Raw genomic sequence first — 21,693 nt, 5'->3', positions numbered from 1 at the left:
TACTTAGGCCTGAGCAGTAGGTCCTCCGAAGCCCATCGGAAATGGTGGCTCTTCCTGGGTTTTAATACGGCCATTTACGGCTTCGAATTTCTGTATATTATCTTCTAATGCTGATAATAAGCGCTTTGCGTGCTCGGGTGTTAAAATAATACGCGATTTTACCTTTGCTTTAGGAATACCAGGCATTACACGGATAAAATCCAACACAAATTCGGTATTCGAATGGGTGATAATGGCCAGGTTTGAAAAAATTCCTTCAGCAATTTCTTCTGACAGCTCTATATTTAACTGGTTTTCGTTTTGTTGTTCTTCCATAATAGCTCAAAAATAAAAAATTCCGCAGCTTAATGGCGGAATTTAAAATATAATATTAAAAACTTGCGATCCTCGTTATTTCAGCATAAAGTTAATGATGCCAATAACAGCGCCTACGATGGCTAGAAACTGCACAAGCCCAACTAAATAGATCGATTTGGAAAGCTCCGATTTAACTTGCAAGATATATTCTTTTGTATTGGCTATATCTTCTTTTGTCGCTAAAATTTCCCGTTTATTTTCAAATTCAGCTTTCACCTCATCTTTAACAAAAGAAACTAATTCTTCGGCCTCTTTCTCCCCAAGTTTTAATTTAAGTATCTGAAAAAGTTGAATTTCTGTAACGCTCATTGCACTTATTTTTTATTAAATCTACAAAATCTATTCCAAATAAAAAATTCAGTAACAATGTCATTCCATCTCATTTATTTCGCTAAAAAATCTAACTCTGCAATGGCCAGCGCTTTTTTACCTCCGGCAATGAGCGTAGCCTTTACCTGTATGTATTTAGCCGAAATTACCTTTTTAAAATAATGTGTCCTTGGCGTAGGGTCGTTAATTAAGTTCCCGAATTCAAATGTTTCAGCATCAGTCCAGGTTTGGCCATCGTTGCTAATTTGGATCACCCCTTTTTCCATCATACCGTCTAAAAATTGCGCAGGTGGCGTATAGATAAATCCGGTTAAGTTATAGCTGTTGTCTAAATCTAATGCTATTTTGTGTTCAGCATCGTTTGAAGCAGATAGCCAATAGCTCTGTTTATTGGCATCGAAAGCCATACCTGCGGTACGTCTGTTCATTTCGCTGTCGGCAGCTAATAATTTCCAGTCTTTTTTCACTATCCCAAAAGTCTCAGAAGCTATGGCCCCTTTTTCATTTTTGATGATTGCTATTGCTTTAACCTCGCCTTTTGCAATCTGTACAGGGCCAGTATATTTATTGGCGCTTGCATTGGGTACGCTACCATTGGTGGTATAATAAATTGCTACTCCTTTATTCAGATTAGCCGTTGCATTTTCGCCATGCGGTTTCCAGCCAAACTCGTGCATTTTAGGAGAAATGGTAGTTAAACCGTTTGCATCTCTTGTAAACTGCAATTGTGGTGGATGTGTGCGGTAATAATGTGCTGAAATGGTAGCAATTGCCGGATTTGCTCTTGACGAAAGTACTGTTAGCCTGAATTTCGAAGTGGTAATTTCAGGAAAACGCAGAATACGTTTATATCCAACATTGGTAGCTTCGGCAATTTTTTGCCATTTATTGCCAATCCAGGCTTCTAACTGGTGTTGTGTTACACGTTCACTAAAACCGGCAATATCTTCCTGTATTACAATCCGGTTTACAGTAACTGGTTTAAGAGTAGTAATTTCGATGCTTTTTTGCTGGTTATTAAGTAGAACATAGGTGTGTAAATTGTTATCCAGCACCTGTTTCGCACCTTTAGCGCCGGCAAATAAGTCTTTACCATAAGTGTCGTTTATGCGTTTACCTACTTCATTCAGCACTTTTACATCTTCATCCGAAAATTTCCCATTCCTGTTCGGTGGGATATTAAGCAAAAAGGTCGAATTTCCACCCACAGAACGTTCGTAAATATCGAAAACATCGTCGGCACTGCGTACTTTTTGTTTATCATCATCGCGGTAAAACCACCCTTCCCTGATAGAGGTATTGGTTTCTGCCTGTTGGTAGTGCAGGAATTTAGCTTTGTACAGTTGCTCATCACTGCCCAGGTCTTTATCAGTAAGATCAGGAAAATGTGTAGCCATATCCGGATTTTCGCTAAAAGGTAATACATTCCATTCTGTGTTTCGTGTTGCGCCGGCTTCGTTTCCGCACCAGCGGATATCTTCACGACCGAAAATTACCGCTTTAGGGGCCAAAGTATGGATGAGTTTTTTCCAGGCCAGATAATTGTACTGCTGCCCGCCTTTTGTTTTAGGATGCGCGCCATCAAACCAAACTTCATCTATTGGTCCGTATTCAGTTAAAACCTCGAATAGCTGGTTGAGAAAGTATTCATTGTAATCGTCAACTTCGAATTGAAATTTGGTCTGATTGGCAAAAGGTCTTCCTGCTACCGCCCTGGGAATAGTGCGTGTAGTAGTTTTGCTTAGGTTGCCATATAAACCTGCTGCATCTTCCATTTGAAATAAATCAGCCGGCGATAAATAAATCCCCAGTTTTAAGCCATACTTCTTACAGGAGGCAGAAAGTTCTTTCAAAATATCGCCTCTACCGTCTTCAAAACCACTTGACATGATGCCGTGTTTAGTATAGCGGCTTTGCCAAAGTACGAAACCATCATGGTGTTTCACGGTTAGCAATACCATTTTCATCCCCGCTGTTTTCATCGCCTGACACCATTGGTCGGTATGCAGTTCCTTCAGATCAAAAATTTTAGGGTCTTCTTTACCATTTCCCCATTCCATCCGGGTAAAAGTATTGGGACCGAAATGGATAAATGCAATAAATTCGTTTTTTAAAGCACTTAACTGGTTGGGTGTTGGTACTACGTGGCTGGCCTTAGCTATAATGGCCGCTTTACTATCAGTTGGTTCAATTGCAATGGTATTTTGCAACTTGATATTGTTGCTTTGGGCAAGCGCATGCGCTGTGAATGTGGCTATGATAGCCGATGTAATCAATATTCGTTTCATTAATGTTTTGTGTGTATCATTTGTGTGTTTAAAATTATCGTTTGGTTCAGGTTAATTCATAAACCAAATTGGCCGCTTATTCATGTATATTATCATTTCCCTCCATAAAATCGTGTAAGCGGCTAATGGTTATTTATGAAGGTTTTCTTTAAAAGGATAAAACTTAACCCAATCAATTTCCATTTCAACCGGTAAATCGGCATCTTTTATTTTGCCTACCCAGCTTCCGCCGAGTTGCATATCAAGCAGCAGGTAATGATTTACACCAAAGGGGAATTGTCCTTGCGCTGTAGTAGCTATTTTGGGGTAGGTAAAAGTTTTTTTATTATTAACGAAGAATACCAAACTATCAGGATATTTCTCCACGGCATAGGTATTAAATTCGGCAGGATTAATCTTCGCAATACCGCCAGATTTGGGTCTATCTTTTATTTTGAGCGTTAGCGTGTAATAAGTATGAATGGTTTGATAGGCGATGGAGTCAAAATTTAAACGTTCCATAATATCAATCTCGCCACCATCGGGCCATTTGCTGTTTTCGGCCAGCAACCAAAAAGCTGGCCAGGCACCCTTTGCGCCATTTAGTTTCGCCTTAATTTCTAAACGGCCAAAACCAAAGCTCTTTTTATCTTTTGTATAAATGCCACCTGTTAAATACCGGGAAGTATCCTTAGCTAAATCATTATTTTTTATTCCCCTGAGGATCATTTTACCATCATGTAAGGCATAACAAGTATCGTTATTGCTCATGTGCCTGTTCCAGTCTGCCCCACCCCGTGGTATCTTAGACCAATATTGAGTATCGAAACTACCTTTTTGATTAAAATCTTCTGTCCACGAAGCCCGGCCACGATAAGCCTTATTAACCGAACACGAATACAACAAAACCAGCAACAAAGCCAGCCAGCTCATTTTTTTCATCTCAAATTATCTTTTTGTGTTTAAAATTTTCCTGATTACTTTTTCATAGGCATCTGCATATTGCATCATGCCCAAATCGTTCGGATGGGTACCATCAATGGTGCTATCGTCGGTAAAGCCGATCTCTTTTGCTGTTAAAAGGTAAAGATCCTTTATACCCGACTTCCTGAGTTTTTGGAAAGTATTATTCAGTATTTGGGAAGTCCAGATGTATCTGGCCGTAAGCGCCGAATCGAGGTTAACTGATGGTAAACCGGAGCTGTGCTCAACCAATAAAACCGGGATATTTGGGTGCTTTGCTTTTAAGCTTTGTACCGAGCTGGTAATTCGTTTCTCAATTTCTTCCGCTGGATAAACATTTTTATCATGCAGGTTTGGCTGACAATCGAGCACAAAAAGCCTGGCATTGGTCTGGTTCATTAAATCGATAAGTGGTGCTTCTAATCTTCCATTACCCGAAAAGCCCAGGTTAATTACTGGTTGATTTAACTGTCGTCCTAAAATGTTAAGCCAGGCCATTCCCGGTCTGCTGGCGCTGGCACCCTGCATAATCGAAGTGCCATAAAACACCAGCACAGGTTGGTCGTCTACATTTTCAGCTACAAAATCAGCATTAGCCGCCACACCTATTTTTAACCATTTAGGGGTATTGTACAGTGGCAGGTATAAACGAAACTTTTTGATTGATACGGTGGTATTAAAATTTTCATAGCTGTACGTAACTGTATCTTTATAGCTATAAGCAGCTTTAATCCAGTGCCATTTATTTTCAGTGTCCTGCGCATATAAATCTACTCCACTCACACCTAATGTTGGCATGTTATCTAAACTCTTGGTTCCGGCAAGCTGATATTTTACTACAATTTTTTTCGCATTGGTAGTAAAATCGATGTACTCGCCAGCAGTGTTCTTAGCTAAGTTCCAGACCTCTTTGCGTAAATCTTTTTCTGCTACCACCGGCAAACGGTTATAATAATTGGCACTATCGGTATTTTGCCAGGCCTTGCCCTTTAAGGTAACAGCAGTATTTAACCTGGGGTTAAACCACTTCAAACCGGCATCGGTTTGGGCATACGTGGTCTGGTTCAGCATCATGAAGGGAGCCAGCAAACCTAAAAAAATAATGGATCTCATATATCTGGTTCAGGATCTAAAATTTGGTTAATAGTTAATGGGCAAGCAGTTAGCGTTATAAATAATCATCTAAAAATTACCCAACAAGGAACATACTAATCGGCAATAAGACGCTAAATAAACTTGTGTTGACTAAGTTAATTAAACGAAATACAATAAAATTAAAGATTTGATAACCAGCGCCTACGCAAACGGTTGATAAATTGTAACAAAACAGATAGTTCCTGTAACAACGAAAAAAGCCCCTTTTTAAGGAGCTTTGCTATCGCTTTAAAGCAAAAATAATTGTTATACGAACTATAAAGCCTGATTAAAAACTTTTAAAGCTTCCTGATCATCGTAAGCGACAATTAGTTTATTTAGTTTCTTTTTAAGTTCGTTTTTGATTGTGTTATAATGCTTATCATCAACAATATTATTTAACTCGCTGGGATCCTTCTTCAAATCGTATAATTCCCAGGCTTCTGTACCTTTATAAAAGCGAACCAGCACATAATCATCTGTGCGGATGCCAAAATGCGGCGATACGTAGTGTGGCCCCGGATATTCGTAATAATGGTAGTAAGCGCCATCTTTTGACCAGTTTTTTATTTGCGGATTCTTTAACACCGGCAGGAAAGATTTGCCCTGCATAAAGTCAGGTTTTGCAATGCCCGAAAAATCAAGAATGGTTGGTGCCCAATCTACATTGGAAATGATCTGGTTTACTTTTTTATCCTTAAGCGCCGGCAATTGCGGCATCCGGATGATGAATGGCGTACGAAGCGATTCTTCATAGATAAAGCGTTTATCAAACCAGCCATGCTCGCCCAGGTAAAAACCCTGATCGGATGCATAAATTACAATGGTATTTTCGCTCAGTCCATTTTTATCGAGATAATCTAATATTTCGCCAATGTTCCGGTCTAAAGATTTAGCTGTAGCGTAATAATCTTTCATATACCGCTGAAATTTCCATTCTTTTAACGCATTGCCGGTTAAATTCAGTTGCGCAAATTCTTTAGCAAGTTGACCATAATAATTTCGGTATGCCTTGCTCTGCACGCTATCCATCCGCGCGTATTCGCCTTGCTGATAGTAGCGCATCATCGATTCTTCGATCTCCTTTCCTTTAACAGCTGGCTTTGCAGGCTGATTATTCACCTTTGGTTTTTCGCCAAAGGGCTGATTAATCTTTAAATCGGTTTTAAGCGTCAGCACATCTCCAACGCTCATTAACTGTTTAGCAGCAGCTGTTCTTCCTTTGTAATCATCATAAAAGGTTGCAGGTAAAGGAAACTTAACCGAATCGTAAGCACCAAGGTCTTGTAAATCGGGCAGCCATTCTCTGTGTGTGGCCTTCTCGCCTACCACCAGGAAAAAAGGTTTATCGGGGTTTCTGTCTTTTAAATATTTTTTGGTGAGTTCGGTAATCACCTCTGTTACGTAACCATGGTACAACAGGGTATCGTTCTTTTGGTTAATAAAATCGGGGTTAAAGTAGTGCCCCTGAACCGGCATCACATTCCAGTAATCGAAACCTTTGGGCAAGCTGCCTAAATGCCATTTCCCAATCCAGGCGGTTTGATAACCATTTTGGCTCAAAATTTCGGGTAAAAAACGTTGATTGGTATCCAAAACCCCATCATTAACCTTGTAACCATTTTTATGACTGTATTGCCCGGTAATAAATGCCGCACGACTTGGTCCGCAAATGGCGTTGGATACAATTGCATTATTAAACAAAGCGCCTGATTTTGCCAAACGGTCTATGTTGGGTGTACTGATTAATTTATTACCATAAGCACCAATGGCCTGATAGGCATGATCATCAGACAGAATAAAAATAATATTAGGCTGCTTATGCTGTGCAAAAACTACTACATGGAAGCAAAAGAATAACAGGATTAAAATTTTCTTCATGGGGATGGTATAATTTGGCTTAACCACTACGGCGAAACGGTACAAATATAATTTCTTTTTGTAATGGATAATTTGATAAATCCAATTTGGCCGGTAAACAAAAAAACCCCGGCAAAATGCCGGGGTTTCAATTATCATGCGCTTAAATATTAAGCTTCTACTTCTTCTTGTTTCGAAGCCAATAATTTGTCGTATTCTTCTTGAGAACCTACAATGATACGCTCGTAACCACGTACACCAGTACCTGAAGGGATTAAGTGACCTACGATCACGTTTTCTTTCAAGCCTAACATGTTATCGCGTTTACCTGCAATCGCTGCCTCATTTAATACTTTCGTAGTTTCCTGGAACGAAGCCGCAGAAATGAACGATTTAGTACCTAATGATGCACGGGTAATACCTTGTAGAATTGAACTGGCAGTTGCCGGTCTTGCATCTCTCACCGTGATCTGTTTTAAATCTTTACGTTTTAACTGAGAATTTTCGTCTCTTAATTTACGTAATGATACAATCTGACCTGGTTTGAATTCAGTCGAATCACCTGCGTCTTCAACAACTTTCTTGTCGTACATCGCATCGTTTTCTTCTGAGAAGTCCCAACGATCTACTGCATTGTTTTCTAAGAAAATAGTATCTCCCGGATCCTCGATGTGAACTTTCTGCATCATCTGGTGAACAATTACCTCGAAGTGTTTATCGTTAATTTTCACACCTTGTAAACGGTAAACCTCCTGGATACCATTTACTAAGTACTCCTGAACTGCTGCAGGGCCTTTAATTGCAAGGATATCAGCCGGAGAAATTGAACCATCAGATAATGGCATACCTGCTTTCACAAAGTCGTTATCCTGTACAAGGATGTGTTTCGACAATGGAACAAGGTATTTTTTAACTTCACCATCTTTCGATTCGATTGTGATCTCGCGGTTACCACGTTTAACGCCACCTAAAGTTACCACACCATCAATTTCGGTTACTACAGCCGGGTTAGATGGGTTACGTGCTTCAAATAGTTCGGTTACACGAGGTAAACCACCCGTAATATCTCGGGTTTTACCAGTTGCACGCGGGATTTTAGCAATGATCTGACCAGTTTGGATAGCTTCACCTTCATCAACTGAAACGTGTGCTCCTACCGGAATGTTATAACCTTTGATAAACTCGCCTTTTTTGTCAACAATCTGAACTGAAGGGTTTTTAGTTTTATCACGGGTATCGATAATTACTTTTTCACGGTGACCAGTTTGCTCATCAGACTCTTCACGGTAAGTTACACCATCGATAATGGCATCGAATTGTGCTTTACCGGCAAACTCTGAAAGGATAACCGCGTTGTACGGATCCCACGAACAAATTTTATCGCCTTTAGTTACTTTATCGCCTTCTTTAACGAATAAATATGCACCGTAAGGAATGTTGTTGGTTACGATCACGCGACCGCTTCCTGGTTCAACAATTCTAAACTCACCTGAACGGCCCAATACAACCTGTACGGTACCATCTTCAGTTTGTGTATCTACAGTACGAATGTTTTCGAACTCAACCACACCATCAAACTTAGCTACGATGTTAGATTCTGCAGCGATGTTTGATGCAGTACCACCCACGTGGAAAGTACGAAGTGTTAACTGTGTACCCGGCTCACCGATTGACTGTGCTGCAATTACACCAACAGCCTCACCTCTTTGAACACGTTTACCAGACGCTAAGTTACGGCCATAACATAAGGCACAAACACCACGTTTAGATTCGCAGGTTAATACCGAACGGATTTCGATACCTTCAAGCGGCGATTCTTCAATTGTTTTAGCTACATCTTCATCAATATCTTGACCAGCAGCTACCAATAACTCACCATTTAAAGGATTGTACACATCGTGTAATGATGTACGACCTAAAATACGCTCGTATAATGGTTCAACAATATCTTCGTTATCTTTCAATGCGGTTGTGTACATACCTCTTAAAGTACCACAATCCTCATCGTTAACAATCATATCCTGAGCAACGTCATGCAAACGACGGGTTAAGTAACCCGCATCGGCAGTTTTTAACGCCGTATCAGCCAAACCTTTACGGGCACCGTGTGTAGAGATGAAGTACTCTAATACCGATAAACCTTCTTTAAAGTTTGATAAAATCGGGTTTTCAATGATATCGCCACCTGAACCTGATTTTTGAGGCTTAGCCATCAAACCACGCATACCGCAAAGCTGACGAATCTGCTCTTTAGATCCACGTGCTCCCGAGTCAAGCATCATGTAAACCGAGTTAAAGCCCTGGTTATCTGACGATAACTGAGTCATAACGAAAGTAGTTAACCTGTTGTTGATACGGGTCCAGATATCGATAATCTGGTTGTAACGTTCGTTGTTGGTAATGAAACCCATGTTATAGTTGTTTCTTACCTCTTCAACTTCTGCTGCAGCCTGCTCTAATAATGTATGTTTCTCTACCGGAATGTTTACGTCTTGTAAGTTGAACGATAAACCTCCCTGGAACGCCATTTTGAAACCTAATTCTTTGATATCATCAAGGAACTGAGAAGCACGTGCCATACCAGTCATTTTAACTACTTCACCGATAATATCTCTTAACGATTTTTTAGTTAATAACTCGTTGATATAACCCACTTCTTCCGGAACCAACTGGTTGAATAATACTCTACCAACAGTAGTTTCGGTTAATTTGTTAGCGATAGTGCCATCAGCTTGTTTCACATTTACCCTTACTTTGATAAATGCGTGCAAGTCTAATTCTTTCTCGTTATAAGCAATAATTACTTCTTCCGGAGAATAGAAAGCAGAATCCTGTCCTTTAACCACTCTTGTTTCATCAGTTCTGCGGCCTTTAGTAATGTAATAAAGACCCAAAACCATATCCTGCGATGGTACAGTAATTGGCGTACCGTTTGCAGGGTTTAAGATGTTGTGTGCAGCCAACATTAATACCTGGGCTTCCAAAATTGCTGCGTTACCTAGTGGTAAGTGGACAGCCATCTGGTCACCGTCAAAATCGGCGTTGAATGCGGTACAAACTAATGGGTGTAACTGGATCGCTTTTCCTTCGATTAGTTTTGGCTGGAAAGCCTGGATACCTAATCTGTGAAGCGTAGGTGCACGGTTTAATAATACCGGGTGACCTTTTAATACGTTCTCCAGGATATCCCAAACTAAAGGATCTTTTCTATCTACAATTTTCTTAGCTGATTTAACTGTTTTTACCACACCACGTTCAATCATCTTACGGATGATGAATGGTTTGTAAAGCTCAGCAGCCATATCTTTAGGAATACCGCACTCGTGTAATTTAAGGCTAGGCCCTACAACAATTACCGAACGTGCCGAGTAATCCACACGTTTACCCAATAAGTTCTGACGGAAACGACCTTGTTTACCTTTCAAAATATCTGAAAGTGATTTTAAAGCACGGTTACCTTCAGTTTTTACTGCGTTAACTTTACGTGAGTTATCGAATAACGAATCTACAGCTTCCTGTAACATACGTTTCTCGTTACGTAAAATTACCTCTGGTGCTTTAATCTCGATCAAACGTTTTAAACGGTTGTTACGGATAATTACACGACGGTATAAATCATTTAAATCTGAAGTAGCGAAACGACCACCTTCTAATGGCACCAACGGACGTAATTCTGGTGGAATAACCGGAACGATTTTAACAATCATCCACTCAGGGCGATTCTCGATACGGGTATTGGCACCACGGAAAGCTTCTACAACCTGAAGACGTTTTAACGCCTCATTTTTACGTTGCTGAGAAGTTTCGTTAGCCGCCTGGTGACGTAAGTCGTAAGATAAAGTATCTAAATCAATACGTTTTAATAAATCTTCTAATGCTTCAGCACCCATTTTGGCGATGAATTTATTAGGATCTTTATCATCCAAGTATTGGTTTTCTTTAGGTAATTTATCTAAGATATCTAAATATTCTTCTTCCGTTAAGAAGTCCATATAGTTGATACCTTCTTCAGCCATTAGACCAGACTGAATAACTACGTAACGCTCGTAATAGATAATTAAATCTAATTTTTTAGTAGGTAAACCTAATAAATAACCGATTTTGTTTGGTAAAGAACGGAAATACCAGATGTGTGCAACAGGAACCACCAAAGCGATGTGCCCCATACGCTCACGACGTACTTTCTTTTCAGTTACTTCAACACCACAACGATCACAAACAATACCCTTATAACGGATACGTTTGTATTTACCGCAATGACATTCGTAATCTTTTACCGGACCAAAAATACGCTCACAGAACAAACCATCACGCTCAGGTTTGTAAGTACGGTAGTTAATGGTTTCTGGTTTCAACACCTCACCGCTTGAACGTTCCAGAATAGTTTCCGGAGACGATAAGCTAATCGTGATTGATGTGAAATTGCTTTTTAATTTATTATCCTTTTTGTAAGACATATCTTTTTGTTTTTAGTAGCAAGTACCTAGTATCAAGTATCTAGACGGGTAATCCGATCTTGATACTCGATACTTTAATACTTAATACTTAGTCTAACGTAATATCTAAACCTAAACCGCGTAACTCATGTACCAATACGTTAAACGATTCTGGTACACCCGGAGTTGGTAGGTTTTCACCTTTAACAATGGCTTCGTAAGTTTTGGCCCTTCCGATTACATCATCCGACTTAACGGTTAAGATCTCCTGAAGAATATTAGCAGCACCGAATGCTTCTAATGCCCAAACCTCCATCTCACCAAAACGCTGACCACCGAACTGGGCTTTACCACCCAATGGTTGTTGTGTAATTAATGAGTATGGTCCGATTGAACGGGCGTGCATCTTATCATCAACCATGTGACCTAGTTTCAACATGTAGATAATACCTACAGTTGTGGTCTGATCGAAACGCTCACCTGTTAAACCATTGTATAAGTAGGTTTTTCCTGAAGCAGGAACTCCCGCTTTAGCAATCCACTCTTCAACCTCATCGTGCGTAGCACCATCAAAAATCGGAGTTGCAAATTTAACACCCAATTCTTTACCGGCCCAGGCCAATACGGTTTCGTAGATCTGACCAAGGTTCATACGTGAAGGTACACCCAGTGGGTTCAACACGATATCAACCGGGCTACCATCAGCTAAGAAAGGCATATCTTCATCACGTACAATACGTGCAACAATACCTTTGTTACCGTGGCGACCTGCCATTTTATCACCTACTTTTAACTTACGTTTTTTAGCAACATAAACTTTTGCCATTTGTACAATACCCGATGGAAGCTCATCACCTACACTGATCGCAAATTTATCGCGTTTGTAAGCACCAAGTTCTTCGTTAACACGGATACCGTAGTTGTGAAGCAACATTTTAATCAGCTCGTTTTTATCATCATCAGTAGTCCATTTGTTAGGGCTAATGTGGTTATAATCAAGCTCTGCTAAAATTTTCTGAGTAAATTTAGCGCCTTTAGCAACTAATAATTCTTTGTAAATATTAAATACACCCTGCGATGTTTTTCCGTTTACAATAGCGAATAATTTGTCTACTAATTCGTTCTTTAACTTCTCAGTTACGGTGTTATAGCCTTTATCTAACTTCTCAATTGCCGATTTTTCTTCAGCTTTGGTAGTTTTCTTAGCACGGCTGAATAATTTAGTATCAATTACCACACCCTGGATTGAAGGAGGAGTTTTTAAAGACGCATCTTTAACATCACCTGCTTTATCACCGAAGATTGCACGTAGTAATTTCTCTTCCGGTGAAGGATCAGACTCACCTTTAGGGGTAATCTTACCAATTAAAATATCACCTTCTTTTACTTCAGCACCGATACGGATAATACCGTTTTCATCAAGGTCTTTTGTAGCCTCTTCAGAAACGTTCGGGATATCTGGTGTTAATTCCTCTTCTCCACGTTTAGTATCACGTACTTCTAATTCAAACTCTTCAATATGCAATGAAGTGAAAACGTCATCACGAACAATACGCTCATTGATTACAATCGCATCCTCAAAGTTGAAACCTTGCCAAGGCATGAATGCCACTTTTAAGTTTCTACCCAATGCCAATTCGCCATCTTCAGTAGCATAACCTTCGCATAGTACCTGACCTTTACTTACTTTCTGACCTTTCTTAACGATTGGTTTTAAGTTGATACAGGTATTCTGGTTGGTTTTTTTGAATTTGATTAAACGGTATGTTTTGCTATCACCTTCAAATGAAACTAAACGATCATCTTCGTTACGCTCATATTTAATGGTAATTTCGTTTGCATCTACATATTCAACAACACCGTCACCTTCTGCATTGATCAAAGTTCTTGAATCGCGGGCAACGCGACCTTCCAAACCTGTACCAACGATTGGTGCTTCAGGACGTAACAATGGTACGGCCTGACGTTGCATGTTCGATCCCATCAATGCCCTGTTCGCATCATCATGTTCTAAGAACGGAATTAACGAAGCAGCAATTGAAGTAATCTGGTTAGGTGCAACGTCCATCAAGTCTAATTTCTCAGGCTCGATAATCGGGAAGTCACCCTCGTAACGTGCTTTAACACGTGGCGTAGAGAACACACCTTTATCATCATACTCAGCGTTAGCCTGAGCAATGGTTTTACCATCCTCATCCTCTGCCGATAAATAGATAACGTCTGAATCTACAACTACTTTACCATCTTCAACGCGTTTGTATGGTGTTTCAATGAAACCTAAATTGTTGATTTTTGCATGCACACAAAGTGATGAAATCAAACCAATGTTTGGTCCCTCTGGAGTTTCAATTGTACATAAACGACCGTAGTGCGTGTAGTGAACGTCACGTACCTCGAAACCAGCACGCTCGCGGGATAAACCACCCGGACCTAAAGCTGATAAACGGCGTTTGTGCGTAATCTCTGCCAATGGATTGGTTTGATCCATGAACTGAGATAACTGGTTTGTACCAAAGAAAGAGTTGATTACTGATGATAACGTACGGGCGTTAATCAAATCAGTTGGTGTAAACACCTCGTTATCGCGGATGTTCATACGCTCACGGATAGTTCTGGCCATACGGGCTAAACCAACACCGAATTGTGCGTATAACTGCTCACCTACCGTACGTACACGACGGTTTGATAAGTGATCGATATCATCCACCTCTTCTTTAGAGTTGATCAATTTGATCAGGTATTTAACAATCGCGATAATATCGGCTTTCGTTAATACTTTTACATCATCAGGGGTATTCATTTTCAACTTACGGTTGATGCGGTAACGACCAACATCACCTAAATCGTAACGTTTATCTGAGAAGAATAAACGATCAATGATACCACGGGCAGTTTCCTCATCAGGTGGTTCTGCGTTACGCAAAGCACGGTAGATGTTTTCAACAGCTTCTTTCTCTGAGTTTGATGTATCCTTTTGTAATGTATTATATATAATGGTATAATCGGCCTGGCTAGCACCATCTTCCTTAGAAAGGATAATGGTTTTAACACCTGCTTCAATAACCATATCAATGTGTTCGTCTTCTAAAACGGTTTCTCTTTCAAGAATCACTTCATTACGGTCGATAGAAACTACCTCACCTGTATCTTCATCTACAAAATCTTCAACCCATTTCTTCAATACCCTTGCAGCCAGTTTACGACCGATGTATTTCTTCAAACCTGATTTACTAACTTTTACTTCGTCAGCAAGATCGAAAAGTTCTAAGATGTCTTTATCAGAATCGTAACCGATAGCACGTAATAAAGTGGTAACCGGGAATTTTTTCTTACGATCGATATAAGCGTACATTACGTTGTTAACGTCTGTAGCAAATTCGATCCATGAACCTTTGAAAGGGATAACACGTGCAGAATACAATTTGGTTCCGTTAGTGTGACGGCTTTGGCCGAAGAACACACCCGGAGAACGGTGTAATTGCGAAACGATAACACGTTCTGCACCGTTGATAACAAATGTACCTTTTGGTGTCATATACGGGATAGTACCTAAATACACATCCTGGATAATGGTTTCAAAATCCTCATGTTCAACATCGTTACAAGAAAGCTTAAGCTTTGCTTTTAATGGAACATTGTAGGTTAATCCACGCTCAATACACTCGTGTATATCGTAACGCGGCGGATCAACAAAATAATCAAGAAATTCTAATACGAAGATATTTCTTGAATCTGTTATTGGAAAGTTTTCAGCAAACACTTTGAACAAACCCTCGCTAGAGCGATCGTCTGATGTGGTATCTATCTGGAAAAATTCTCTGAATGATTGCAATTGCACATCCAGAAAATCCGGATAGTCTATAATGTGCTTACTAGTTGCAAAATTTACTCTTTGTTCGACTGTCTTTGCCAATGGACTAAAAGATTTTAGTTTAAGAATAAACTATTTGTTTGGTTCGAATTTCAAACAAGCTCATTAACCAAACAAAATGAGATGTTTATAAACAGGTAAAGACACCGACATTTTCAGTCGGTGTCTAATACATTTTTAGCTTAGCTAAGTTAAGTGATTACTTAATCTCAACTACTGCTCCAGCTTCTTCTAATTGTTTTTTAAGAGCTTCTGCTTCGTCTTTAGCAACACCAGCTTTTAATTCTTTTGGTGCACCGTCAACTAAGTCTTTAGCTTCTTTCAAACCTAAACCAGTTAAGTCTTTAACAAGTTTTACAACTGCTAATTTCTGACCACCAGCTTCTTTTAAGATTACATCAAAAGATGTTTTTTCTGCAGCAGCAGCAGGTGCATCACCACCAGCAGCAGGACCAGCAACTACAGCAGCAGCTGCAGGCTCAATACCATACTCATCTTTTAAGATTTGAGCTAATTCATTAACTTCTTTAACTGTTAAGTTTACTAATTGCTCAGCAAACGCTTTTAAATCTGCCATTTTATTAAGATTTTAAAAATTTACGTAAAAATAATTTTGTTTAATTTGCGAACTTAAGGTGTTCGTTAACCTTCTCTTTCTTGTAGAGTTTTAACAATTCCTGCAATTTTGCTACCGCCTGATTGAAGTGCAGATAGAACATTTTTAGCTGGTGATTGTAATAATCCAACGATATCTCCGATAAGCTCTTCTCTTGATTTCAAGCTTACTAAGTTATTCAATTGGTCATCGCCAACGTATACTGATGAATCTATGAATGCTGCTTTAAGCACTGGTTTATCAGAAGTTTTTCTCAAAGCTTTAATCAACTTAGCCGGAGCATTAGCTGTTTTTGAGAATAATAATGATGATGAACCTTTTAATGCTTCGTATATCTCAGAAGCGTCGCCTTCTAAACCTTCAATCGCTTTGCGGATTAAAGAGTTTTTAGCAACTTTCATTACGATATCGCCTTCAAAACATTTGCGACGGATGTTATTAATCTGCTCAACAGAAAGGCTAGAAGTATCAGCAATATAAAAATTGCCAAACTCTTGCATTTGTCCTTGTAGTTCTAAAACTACTTCGTTTTTTTCTTCTCTGTTCATGATTAGATCCCCGCTACTGATTTGGTTTCAATTGCAATCCCAGGACTCATTGTAGAAGACACGTGAATGCTCTTGAAATAAGTTCCTTTTGCAGCAGATGGTTTTAATTTTGAAATCACCTGAATAATTTCAAGTGCGTTCTCATAAATTTTATCTGCCGGGAATGATACTTTTCCTATCGAGGCGTGTATGATACCCGTTTTGTCTACTTTAAAATCAATCTTACCTGCTTTAACCTCAGTTACAGCTTTACCAACTTCGTTAGTTACTGTACCTGATTTTGGGTTAGGCATTAAGTTCCTTGGACCTAAAACACGGCCCAATTTACCTACCTTAGCCATACAAGCTGGTGTAGTGATAATAATGTCTACATCGGTCCAACCACCTTCAATTTTAGCTACATACTCGTCTAAACCTACGAAGTCTGCGCCAGCTGCTTTCGCTTCTTCTTCCTTATCAGGAGTTACTAAAGCTAAAACACGTACAGTTTTACCTGTTCCGTGTGGTAAAGTAGCAATACCACGCACCATTTGATTGGCTTTACGTGGATCTACGCCTAAAGATACATCAATATCAACTGAAGCATCGAATTTAGTAGTAGTGATTTCTTTTACCAAAGCAGCAGCATCCTTCAAAGTATAAGCTTTGCCAGCTTCTATTTTAGCATGTGCCTTTTTTTGATTTTTAGTTAATTTCGCCACTGTTGTAAACTGTTTTTTAATTAATTTTTCCAGGGTGCGTCACCAGAAACGGTGATTCCCATACTGCGTGCTGTTCCAGCAACCATACTCATTGCTGATTCGATTGTAAATGCATTTAAATCAGGCATTTTATCCTCAGCAATAACTTTAATCTGGTCCCAGGTCACCGACCCAACTTTCTTACGGTTAGGCTCAGCAGAACCACTCTGTAATTTAGTAGCATCTTTTAACTGAATAGCTACCGGAGGGGTTTTGATGATGAAATCGAATGACTTATCAGCATAAACAGTAATTACAACTGGCAATACTTTACCTGCTTTATCTTGGGTACGAGCGTTGTACTGTTTGCAAAACTCCATAATGTTCACCCCTTTAGCACCTAACGCAGGTCCTACTGGTGGCGATGGATTTGCCGCTCCGCCTTTGATCTGTAATTTGATCATTGCACTGACTTCTTTTGCCATTTTGTGTTTTTTGTTTATTTAAAACTCAATGTTAAATATTGGAAGCATGTAACATTTATTTCCTTAGGGCTCCTATAAAGCTTAAAGGACTGCAAAGATATGGATAATCTTGCAGTCCTACAATAGATTGAGAAAAATAAATTTAAATGTTTTCAAAGTCTCATCATCATGTTTTAATGAATTCTTCAGCTACCCCAATAGGCTTCACTGTTTCACATCTAGAATTTGCTTACACTTTTGATAATTACTTAAATTAAGCTTTCATTAGTAAACAATAAAAGTATAGAAATCACTGCCGGCTTTTCGGAAACCAAAAAATGATACTATTTTATTTTGCTTAACCAGTACATAAACTGGTATTGTATTTTTTAGCTTTATCCTGTACACTCCCTTTTTATCAACCTCAGAAAGGTTATTGAATTGCGATTGATCTGAACTGTTAAAAGCAATAAAATTATCAATCGAAAAATTGTGTTCAAGAATATCTTTCTTCATAATTGAAAAATGCCCTGTACTACTATCTCGCGGGCTTCTCATATCCAATATTGCCAAAGCTGCAGTTCTTAAAGATACTGTATCTTCGTGCTTTACGAATTTTGATATGATAACTTCTGAAGATATTTTAGTATTATAAATATCTGCCAAAAATTTTCTAATTAATTTATCTCCATTTTCTTGCCCAGATGAAAGCGAACAAAACGAAAATACTGCAATTATTATTAATGATATAGATTTCATAGTTTAAAAATTAAATTAATTGCAGCTTCTTTTTCGCATAAAATCAGGTGTTCAGGTGGAACTCCCCAATTGCTCTTATAATGAAATACAATTGCACTGTCGGTATTTTTTATAAAAAACTTGTATAAACGAGAAGATTTTAAATTTTGCGGAGCATAACTTGTTACAATATTAAACAGCAAAGCTATAAGAAGGGAGATCTTATATATCAGCTTATTAATGGATCACTGATTTTATATCAACAAAGTTTTTAAAGGCAAATGGTACACTTTTTCCCCGGTACTTCTCTGCATGCGGTTCATCGAAAAGAGGTTTTAGCGGCTCTACTTTAAAACCAATAACCCCTACATTTAATTTAAATTTGATTTCATTTGCAAATCTGCCAAAACTATAGGATCCGGTGGCTACCCTTATTAAACGAATCCAAAAATCGAAGGTTTTTTCAGATTTGTTTATAGCCTTTATATTCCATTTACCGTCAAAACCGTCATACTCAAAATGCTTCATCCCACTTGTATCGGTTTTCATTTTATTTTGAATTGCCTCAATATCTTGCTCAGTATAAGGTTTACCTAATAAATTCAATTCGTATCGATTCGACATTAGTGGTGCATAATCGGGAAAATATTGAGCCTTTTCCTTCAAATTAAACGCCTGCCCAAAAATATCTGCTTCTTTAAACTTATATAATTTATTTTGGTAGCGGATCAATGGAATGAAATTAAAATCATCAATGCTGCCGGACGTATGTATAAGTATGTTTCTGATATTAGAAATATCACCTGCTTCAGTAATTGAATCTGATTTGGAAACTTCGACCAGTTTTAAATCTTTGGCTTTTGGAAAAACATAAAAGACAAAAATAAAATTAGCGTCAGCACCAATTGAACTTTTAATGCCGTTCACTTTATAGCTTACATTTAAGATATATGCATTCTTTTTAAATGTATCTTGGGTCTGGAGTAGGTTATACCCAATCTGAGATTTTGACGGCAAGGCATTAGTTTCAATTATCAAATATTGTAACTTATAATTTTCAAAACTAAATGCCTTAACATTGCATAAAACAAAAATACAAAGCATTAGATATTTTAGATTCATCATTTTATTTTTTACAATTTAGGGTTTGAGTTATTGTTGTTGATGCATTGCCAACTTCTGCACTGTTGGTATAACTTGCACCCTCTGGAGCAAACTTATATGCAGAAGTATATTGCAAACCACCCCAAGCCATCTTCTTAAAATATAATGGATTGCCCCTTCAATTGAGTATAATAAATGAATTAATAACCACTGGCTCCCATTGTTAGTGGAGAAAGAATTACACATTCTAACATATTTAAGTACTTACCATTAGATTTCAAAATATCCATAACAGCATAATTTGCATTTCGTGCAGTATTATCCAGTTTTCTATATTCTTTTGCTCTTCTTTCCTCAGAGATATTAATCTCTAACTCTCCAGTCCCAACCTCACAACCCCTTCCGTAGAATAGCACAATAGGCAAGATAAATGTCTTCTTAGAGAAATACTCCAAATCAGTATCTACATTACTCCAATGACCGTTAGAAGATTCTATAGCTTTCTCCAAACCTTTTTTAATCACATCTGGAGTCTTTTCAGAGAGTGCTAGCTCAACTATTTTACCATTCGCCGCTACTTTAAATTTCATAAATACTGTAGTGTACAAGCACAGGGTATCAAGTGCCTTTTCCTTTAACTTATAATTTGCAGAAATATAATTGTTGATATCAGAAACATTTAAAGATGTTAATGTGGCTAACTTATTCTGCGCTTTTGAGCTCAAAGTAAGTAAACAAAATATACTGATGATAAAGATTATTTTTTTCATAAAATGTTTAATCTAATTATTGTGAGCATGCCGTCTTAGTTCCTGAATTATGACTTTTGTAACTGTCTCTTATATTTATGATTTGTGCGTTATCCAGATCATATTTAGAAACTAAAGAATTCCAATAGGTCAAATCATTTTTGAAAATATCTCCAAAACCATTTAGAATTAATGCGTAAGCTGCTTTGTCATCTAAACTAGAATAAATGGCTTGTACGGCATTTTTCAAATCATCTATATAATTTTCTGCCATGTTTCTATGTTGCTGAAATTGTTGTGTATAATACGTTTTCTGTGAATCAAAATATGCATGCATAATTTCATGCACCATTGTAGTAGCAATAAATTCTTGTGAGGCTGATGGTAAAGTATTTTTATTAAGCGTTACTTTCACATCGAATACATGAATACCATCACTATTCACTTTATCCGTAACAACTTCCGTTTTGGCAGCGTATCCACCATCAATATTACCATCAACAATTTTGAAATTTATTTTATCACTTGTGTTAAAGGTATTGTTTAATATTTTGGCAATTTTATTATTCAAAGTATCCTTAACTTTAATCCAAACTGAATCCAAGCACTTATTTTTAATTTTATCGGTAATATCAGCACAACTTTGAATCCCTGTATTCCCACCAATGCAACCACAGTTTTCAATTCGAGCACTACCGTTCAAATCATTATTACAATCGTACATGCTGGTGTAGTCATTAGGTTCGCCACCGCCAGAAGTACCACCATTATTATCTAAATCAGGAGCATTGTCTGTATTTCCACCACCATTTCCACCCCCAAAACAAAAGGTTTCACTTCCTAAATAAGTATATTGCATATAACCATCAACACCCACACCACTATAATGATCAATTCGAATACAAGTTGTACTTGCATAATTTATTTTTTTAAAAATGAAAGATTCATCTTTATATATATTTTTTATACCGCCATTTTCACCAACAGCATAAGCTCGCTTAAATTGACCATTCCAATCTTCTATATTAACAATGCCTACAAATTTACCTTTAATCTTATTTGCCATTGGAATTAGCGTTACCCATTCAGCACACCAGGATTTATTTTGATCTTTAAAAATAATCAAGTAGCTGGTTTTGCCTATTATAATATTATTGTCAGAATCCTGGGGACGTAACAAAATATCATTTTTATATTTTATGGGAACAATTACAGCATTACCAACTGATATTTTCTTTACAAAAGCCTTATCCCATAATGGCATTTTTTCTATACTATGCCTAATGTTGTTATCGTTTAGTGCTATTTGTTTTAAAATAATGCTTTGGAAATAAGTTCTCGATTCGTTTAGAAGCTGAGTATTTAATTCAGTAATTGAAGCTTCGCGATTTTTCTTACAAGAATAAATAACAACACTTGTTGTTGTTAATAACATTAAAGCCAGTACACACTGCTTTAGTGAGAGATAAGTTGTTCCTATTTCATTAATTTAGTTAGAAAATTAAATAGCCTGGGATTACAGCTAGACGAATATAACTAAAAAATTAAAACTACAAACAAATAATACTAAATTGTA

16 protein-coding genes are annotated in these 21,693 nt (G+C 38.0%); all 16 read right to left on the bottom strand.

The window, feature by feature from the left end:
* Positions 1-3: 3 nt before the first annotated feature.
* Positions 4-315: a DUF3467 domain-containing protein gene (locus OC25_RS24160; RefSeq protein ID WP_029279713.1), complete on the bottom strand. Its 312-nt coding sequence runs from the start codon at positions 313-315 to the stop codon at positions 4-6.
* 75 nt (positions 316-390) lie between these two features.
* A complete protein-coding gene (locus OC25_RS24155; RefSeq protein WP_039482050.1) occupies positions 391-666 on the bottom strand; it encodes a hypothetical protein in 276 nt (91 codons plus the stop codon).
* Positions 667-740: 74 nt separating this feature from the next.
* Positions 741-2,975 (bottom strand): alpha-L-fucosidase, encoded by a 2,235-nt coding sequence (locus tag OC25_RS24150; protein ID WP_039482047.1) that lies wholly within the window; start codon positions 2,973-2,975, stop codon positions 741-743.
* A 129-nt stretch (positions 2,976-3,104) separates the two neighbouring features.
* Positions 3,105-3,896: a glycoside hydrolase family 16 protein gene (locus tag OC25_RS24145; RefSeq protein ID WP_039482044.1), complete on the bottom strand. Its 792-nt coding sequence runs from the start codon at positions 3,894-3,896 to the stop codon at positions 3,105-3,107.
* Between the two features lie 6 nt (positions 3,897-3,902).
* Positions 3,903-5,030: an SGNH/GDSL hydrolase family protein gene (locus OC25_RS24140; RefSeq protein WP_039482042.1), complete on the bottom strand. Its 1,128-nt coding sequence runs from the start codon at positions 5,028-5,030 to the stop codon at positions 3,903-3,905.
* Between the two features lie 297 nt (positions 5,031-5,327).
* Positions 5,328-7,070, bottom strand: coding sequence for a sulfatase family protein (locus OC25_RS24135; protein WP_209435630.1), 1,743 nt, complete (start codon positions 7,068-7,070; stop codon positions 5,328-5,330).
* An 11-nt stretch (positions 7,071-7,081) separates the two neighbouring features.
* On the bottom strand, positions 7,082-11,368 hold the full coding sequence (gene rpoC, locus OC25_RS24130; RefSeq protein ID WP_039482039.1) for a DNA-directed RNA polymerase subunit beta': 4,287 nt from the start codon (positions 11,366-11,368) through the stop codon (positions 7,082-7,084).
* Positions 11,369-11,456: 88 nt separating this feature from the next.
* Positions 11,457-15,260: a DNA-directed RNA polymerase subunit beta gene (gene rpoB, locus OC25_RS24125; RefSeq protein ID WP_039482036.1), complete on the bottom strand. Its 3,804-nt coding sequence runs from the start codon at positions 15,258-15,260 to the stop codon at positions 11,457-11,459.
* Between the two features lie 157 nt (positions 15,261-15,417).
* Positions 15,418-15,795: a 50S ribosomal protein L7/L12 gene (rplL, locus tag OC25_RS24120; protein ID WP_010601097.1), complete on the bottom strand. Its 378-nt coding sequence runs from the start codon at positions 15,793-15,795 to the stop codon at positions 15,418-15,420.
* A gap of 65 nt (positions 15,796-15,860) precedes the next feature.
* Positions 15,861-16,382, bottom strand: a complete 522-nt coding sequence (rplJ, locus tag OC25_RS24115; protein WP_039482033.1) for a 50S ribosomal protein L10 — start codon at positions 16,380-16,382, stop codon at positions 15,861-15,863.
* Between the two features lie 2 nt (positions 16,383-16,384).
* The gene (gene rplA, locus OC25_RS24110; protein WP_025143259.1) at positions 16,385-17,083 is read right to left on the bottom strand and encodes a 50S ribosomal protein L1; all 699 of its coding nucleotides are present in this window, start codon (positions 17,081-17,083) and stop codon (positions 16,385-16,387) included.
* A 20-nt stretch (positions 17,084-17,103) separates the two neighbouring features.
* Positions 17,104-17,547, bottom strand: coding sequence for a 50S ribosomal protein L11 (gene rplK, locus OC25_RS24105; RefSeq protein WP_039482030.1), 444 nt, complete (start codon positions 17,545-17,547; stop codon positions 17,104-17,106).
* A gap of 264 nt (positions 17,548-17,811) precedes the next feature.
* Positions 17,812-18,285, bottom strand: a complete 474-nt coding sequence (locus OC25_RS24100; RefSeq protein ID WP_039482027.1) for a hypothetical protein — start codon at positions 18,283-18,285, stop codon at positions 17,812-17,814.
* A gap of 216 nt (positions 18,286-18,501) precedes the next feature.
* A complete protein-coding gene (locus OC25_RS24090; protein ID WP_156131572.1) occupies positions 18,502-19,389 on the bottom strand; it encodes a hypothetical protein in 888 nt (295 codons plus the stop codon).
* A 179-nt stretch (positions 19,390-19,568) separates the two neighbouring features.
* Positions 19,569-20,138: a hypothetical protein gene (locus tag OC25_RS24085; RefSeq protein ID WP_039482017.1), complete on the bottom strand. Its 570-nt coding sequence runs from the start codon at positions 20,136-20,138 to the stop codon at positions 19,569-19,571.
* Between the two features lie 16 nt (positions 20,139-20,154).
* On the bottom strand, positions 20,155-21,552 hold the full coding sequence (locus OC25_RS24080; RefSeq protein WP_039482014.1) for a hypothetical protein: 1,398 nt from the start codon (positions 21,550-21,552) through the stop codon (positions 20,155-20,157).
* Between the last annotated feature and the right edge of the window lie 141 nt (positions 21,553-21,693).

It is taken from the genome of Pedobacter kyungheensis (assembly GCF_000812965.1).
Taxonomy (GTDB): Bacteria; Bacteroidota; Bacteroidia; order Sphingobacteriales; family Sphingobacteriaceae; genus Pedobacter; species Pedobacter kyungheensis.
Note: the sequence above shows the minus strand (reverse complement) of the source record. Positions and strands in the feature narration are given on the sequence as shown.

Bases quoted from the DNA above. Each gene is read 5' to 3' on its own strand.
- OC25_RS24160 (WP_029279713.1), bottom strand. From the start codon at position 315: ATGGAAGAACAACAAAACGAAAACCAGTTAAATATAGAGCTGTCAGAA.
- OC25_RS24155 (WP_039482050.1), bottom strand. From the start codon at position 666: ATGAGCGTTACAGAAATTCAACTTTTTCAGATACTTAAATTAAAACTT.
- OC25_RS24150 (WP_039482047.1), bottom strand. From the start codon at position 2,975: ATGAAACGAATATTGATTACATCGGCTATCATAGCCACATTCACAGCG.
- OC25_RS24145 (WP_039482044.1), bottom strand. From the start codon at position 3,896: ATGAAAAAAATGAGCTGGCTGGCTTTGTTGCTGGTTTTGTTGTATTCG.
- OC25_RS24140 (WP_039482042.1), bottom strand. From the start codon at position 5,030: ATGAGATCCATTATTTTTTTAGGTTTGCTGGCTCCCTTCATGATGCTG.
- OC25_RS24135 (WP_209435630.1), bottom strand. From the start codon at position 7,070: ATGATAATTGAAACCCCGGCATTTTGCCGGGGTTTTTTTGTTTACCGG.
- rpoC (WP_039482039.1), bottom strand. From the start codon at position 11,368: ATGTCTTACAAAAAGGATAATAAATTAAAAAGCAATTTCACATCAATC.
- rplL (WP_010601097.1), bottom strand. From the start codon at position 15,795: ATGGCAGATTTAAAAGCGTTTGCTGAGCAATTAGTAAACTTAACAGTT.
- rplJ (WP_039482033.1), bottom strand. From the start codon at position 16,382: ATGAACAGAGAAGAAAAAAACGAAGTAGTTTTAGAACTACAAGGACAA.
- rplK (WP_039482030.1), bottom strand. From the start codon at position 17,547: ATGGCAAAAGAAGTCAGTGCAATGATCAAATTACAGATCAAAGGCGGA.
- OC25_RS24100 (WP_039482027.1), bottom strand. From the start codon at position 18,285: ATGAAATCTATATCATTAATAATAATTGCAGTATTTTCGTTTTGTTCG.
- OC25_RS24090 (WP_156131572.1), bottom strand. From the start codon at position 19,389: ATGATGAATCTAAAATATCTAATGCTTTGTATTTTTGTTTTATGCAAT.
- OC25_RS24085 (WP_039482017.1), bottom strand. From the start codon at position 20,138: ATGAAAAAAATAATCTTTATCATCAGTATATTTTGTTTACTTACTTTG.
- OC25_RS24080 (WP_039482014.1), bottom strand. From the start codon at position 21,552: ATGTTATTAACAACAACAAGTGTTGTTATTTATTCTTGTAAGAAAAAT.